The 4,540-nt window shown below is 34.8% G+C and carries 5 protein-coding genes; all 5 read right to left on the reverse strand.

The genetic code is table 11. From position 1 onward, the window contains the following. Positions 1 to 124 precede the first annotated feature (124 nt). The 5 genes from HMPREF2597_RS02485 to HMPREF2597_RS02505 all read right to left on the reverse strand — a co-directional run bounded on the left by HMPREF2597_RS02485 (position 125) and on the right by HMPREF2597_RS02505 (position 4,226). Positions 125 to 394 carry a hypothetical protein gene (locus tag HMPREF2597_RS02485; protein ID WP_002479052.1) on the reverse strand — a complete coding sequence of 90 codons (270 nt, stop codon included), beginning with the start codon at positions 392 to 394 and terminating at the stop codon, positions 125 to 127. 63 nt (positions 395 to 457) lie between these two features. Beyond that, positions 458 to 778, reverse strand: coding sequence for a hypothetical protein (locus tag HMPREF2597_RS02490; RefSeq protein WP_002460766.1), 321 nt, complete (start codon positions 776 to 778; stop codon positions 458 to 460). 18 nt (positions 779 to 796) lie between these two features. Continuing rightward, positions 797 to 2,140, reverse strand: a complete 1,344-nt coding sequence (locus HMPREF2597_RS02495; RefSeq protein ID WP_002460768.1) for a glucose transporter GlcP — start codon at positions 2,138 to 2,140, stop codon at positions 797 to 799. 115 nt (positions 2,141 to 2,255) lie between these two features. Continuing rightward, a complete protein-coding gene (locus tag HMPREF2597_RS02500) occupies positions 2,256 to 2,777 on the reverse strand; it encodes a hypothetical protein (RefSeq protein ID WP_002460769.1) in 522 nt (173 codons plus the stop codon). A gap of 42 nt (positions 2,778 to 2,819) precedes the next feature. Beyond that, the gene (locus HMPREF2597_RS02505; RefSeq protein WP_002479054.1) at positions 2,820 to 4,226 is read right to left on the reverse strand and encodes a YfcC family protein; all 1,407 of its coding nucleotides are present in this window, start codon (positions 4,224 to 4,226) and stop codon (positions 2,820 to 2,822) included. Between the last annotated feature and the right edge of the window lie 314 nt (positions 4,227 to 4,540).

Here is a 4,540-nt window from a genome sequence, read left to right on the forward strand (position 1 = left end):
CAGTCAACTACTGCCAATATAGAACTCAGAACCTAAAATATAATTATGGCCCAAACTCTATATTTTAAAATCAGACATTTGTCCTGAATTATATTGATGACTTTTTATAAAAAGAGACAATCTTTCAAATTATCAACGCGATGATTGTTAGTACACCAACAACAAGCGCTATGATTACAGCTTTAACATACTGCTTATCAAACACTTCAGATATAATCCATAATAACATGCTAACAAATACAAAGTACATATTATACTGAGTATTAATGATATGATGGTTTACCGATATTCCAGCTATAAAATTGATGATATCACACAAAACCACAGCACTGATGATGATAACCGCTAATATCAATAATAAACTACTAATGATCGATCTACGTCGCTCACTCAAAATAACACTCCTTTTATGATGTTATTATTTCTTTTATAAATATAATTTCACTTTGTTACTCAATTAATCAGCGAAAATAATAATGATTGCTAACACAATCATTATTATACTTAACACCACAGCTTGAGTCTGACGCTGTATAATATTAATACTAACTTCAGCAAGCATGCCAATGATAAACAATACATATGCAAAATGATAAAATGGACGACCACCTACAATAAAATGGGCAATGATACTGATTAATAATGTTAAGACAGCTAACCCGACAAAGACAATCATAATGATATGCAGTACAGTTAATAATTTGGGATGTTGTTCTTTATTAAAAATAATATCACCTTTCCTAAGAATGTTTTTAACATCGCTACAATGATTGACCATTATTACATGATTTAATTGTTACTGTTCTGTTTTTACACCAGCACGCTGTCTAAGCTCAATTTCTATTTCTTCTAAGCTACGGCCTCTTGTTTCTGGCAAGAACTTAATAACAAAGATTAAGGCTACAACGCCAATTGCCGCAAAGATTAAGAATACCCATTCAACATCTAATGCTGCATTAATCATTGGGAACAATTGTGCCACGATAAGCGTACCAATATTCAATACTAAGGTTGCAATCCCTGTTGCAGCACCACGTGCACGCGTTGGGAATAATTCTGGTAACATTACCCATAACACTGGTCCCCAAGACGCACCGAAGAATACAATAAAGAGTGATAAGCAAACAATAATAATCCATGCAGATGATTGAATGCCTAACGTCCAAATCAAGATTGCCATAATTACTAAAGAAGCCACCATACCGATATTACCGACAACCAATAATTTTTTACGATCTATTTTATCGACAATAAATAATGCCAGAACTGTTACAAGCACATTTACTACACCAATGCCTACAGAACCTAAGATTGACGCTGATTCTCCAAAGCCAGCTTTTGTTAAAATAGGTGATGCATAGAAGATAACAGCATTAATGCCAATAAACTGTTGTAAGATAGCAAACGTACAACCGATGATTAACGTCGGTCTTAACCATTTAGATTTTAATACCGACCAACTACTCTCCGTCTTTTCAGCAAGTTCTTTCATTTCTTTAATCTCACGGTCGATTTCTTCATCACTATATGTAATTTGCATTACGTGACGCGCTGCTTTTTCTGTTTTATTTTCTAATAGCCATCTTGGGCTTTCCGGCATAAAAGCAATACCTATTAATAAAATAATAGATGGTACCACTGCAAGTCCAAGCATCCAGCGCCATGCGCCCATATCTGCAAAGCCATAGCTTACTAAATAAGCTGCCAAAATGCCGATTGTAATCATCAGTTGGTTCAATGAACCCAATGAACCACGTAGTTCTGTTGGTGCTAATTCAGATAAATACACTGGCACTGTTGCCATTGAACCCCCTACAGCTAGGCCTATGACAATTCGTCCAAGAACTAATATCGTAACATTAGGCGCAATTGCTAAAATAAATGCACCTAATGCGAAGATAATCGCAATAAATAGTACTAAACGACGTCGTCCAATCTTATCTGATAGCGGCCCGCTACTACCTGCACCAATAACGGCACCAAACAGCATAGATGACACAACTAAACCACTTTGAAAGCTTGTTAACGGAATATCTTTAGGGATATAGGTTAAAGCACCTGAAATAATCCCATTATCGTAACCATAAAGTAAACCGCCTAGCGCACCTATAATAAAAATTAAATATTTTTTAATATTCATGTAATTATCCACCTTTTTTAAAACTTATGTATATTATAAGCTCTGACTCCATATGATTCAATTTACTTCACTCATCACTATTATCGACTTTCACTATTTTTACAGCGAACTCTATTCATTGAGATAGACGTTTAAAATGAGCCTCCATTTTTCCTATAGCTTCTTGTGCTCCTATTCTTGTAGTCGCAAACTTAAACGTGCCATTTAATGTTACGAGTGTTAACGAAATATCTGGCGCAAATAACGTTGTATCCCCAAAGTATCGTCGTAATCTTACTTTATCAACATGTTTGTAATACCCTGTATATTGTTGGTTACCAATAATGAATTCGTAACGTTCATGTCCATATTGGTACAATGTAACTTCTTTTTCAAAGATTTTATTGTGTAAACCTTTAAATAAACTATATGAAACAACAAGCGCAATACCCCCACTAGCCACAAAGCTATATTGCCCAGTTATTATCGCTGAAAGAAACCCAAAAATGACAATAAACACGACTAAACCACATATAAACAAAATAACGCCAACTATAAATGGGAAAATGATATTTGACGTATATTTTAATATTTCATTATCAATAATTGTTACTTTAGCATGTGTATTATCTTGATGTATTGCATGGTTAAATTCCATGTATTCACTACCTTTACATATTTTGTAAACGCTAAAATCTATTTAATATCCTACAAATAAAGCGATAGACATTGCTATGGCACATATTAACACCCAAATCACAATCAACTTCCAAGCAAATTTAATCCATTGTCCATAAGTGATACGCCCTACTGCTAATGCCCCCATCAAAATAGCAGATGTTGGAAAAAGCACATTGCTAATCGCATCACCATATTGGAAAGCTAATACCGTCAATTGGCGGTTGATGTGTAATAAGTCAGAGATAGGGACCATCAGTGGCATCGTTGTTAATGCCTGGCCCGAACCTGATGGTATAAAGAAATTAAGCATAAATTGTAATATAAACATAGCAATAATAACGAACGACGCGGGTACATCAGCTAATAGTGATGTCATGCCGTGAACAATCGTATCGATAATCTTGCCATTTTCTAAAATAACGACGATACCTTTAGCAAAGCCCACAACCAACGCGCCAAACAGAATACTTTGCATGCCTTCAATTAAAGCATCAAATGTCCCATTTAGTCCTAAGCCAGAAATAAGACCAGCTAATATACCTGCGAGTAAAAAGTTAGCACTCATTTCACCAAACGTCCATTCAAACTTAAAAATTCCGACAACATTCAAAATAATTGCTCCAAGCATAAGTGCCAAACTTATCACTTGTCTCGGCGTAAAATGCTGGTATTGAATATCTTCTTTCATTGTCCCCTCTTGCTGTTCTAACTCATAAACAAGACTTTTCGTATGATCTTGTTTAACTTTACGTGCATATAACATCACTGTTGTAATGGCTGCAATTAAGATAAAAATGTAAATAATCGAACGTAAGCCCCAACCAGAGAACATTGGTAATTCAGCGACTGTTTGTGCCACACCGACCGTAAAAGGATTAAGCATGCCACCAATAAAACCACTAGCAGCACCCAAGATGACCATTGCAGCACCTGTCATAGCATCATACCCCAAAGTTCTAGCGATTAAAATACCTAAAGGAACAAAAATAATGGTTTCTTCTGCTAAGCCAATTGAAAACCCTAAAATTGAAAAGATTGTCATCGTTAAAGGAATCATCAATATTTTTGCATTCCCTAATGCACGCATCGCTTTGTTCACACCATTTTCAAACGAACCCGTTTTATGTACAATCCCAAATGCGCCACCTACGAGAAAAATATAAAATACAATTTCTGCCCCGCTTACTAAGCCCTCTGGTATAGCTCTAAATATATCTAGAAATGACGTTGCCGCATGCGGTACATGATGATATGTACCATCTACAACTAACGTCTGCCCACCTTTTTTGTGACGTTCATACTCTCCTGAAGGTATGATAAATGTCATAATCCAAGCAATGGTAATAATGATCATTAATAATGCATATGTATGTGGCGTTTTAAACTTTAATTTCCGTTTCGGTCGTTTATTGTACCCGCGTGCCATAACGTTTGTCTTCCTTCCTCAACCAGGTTTATTTTATATGTTGTTTTCATATTTTATCATATACCCTTATTCTAGCCGGTTAACATACCCTTTATTAATTCTAAATTTTATCTTGTTCATTAAAACAAATGATTGCTCCAATTCAAATATACGATGCAATTTAGTAAGTATATAAATTTTTCATATATACAATGAGATTAAACACACTATATTAAAGTACATCTAGGACATAAAGTTCTTGGACAAATTAAAAAGGCAATTCCCATTGAAATAATTATAGAAACTGCCTTATTTTTAAAGCATTTAAAGGTAAA

Origin of the sequence: Staphylococcus sp. HMSC063A07 (assembly GCF_001836955.1) — a bacterium.
Lineage (GTDB): Bacteria > Bacillota > Bacilli > Staphylococcales > Staphylococcaceae > Staphylococcus > Staphylococcus lugdunensis.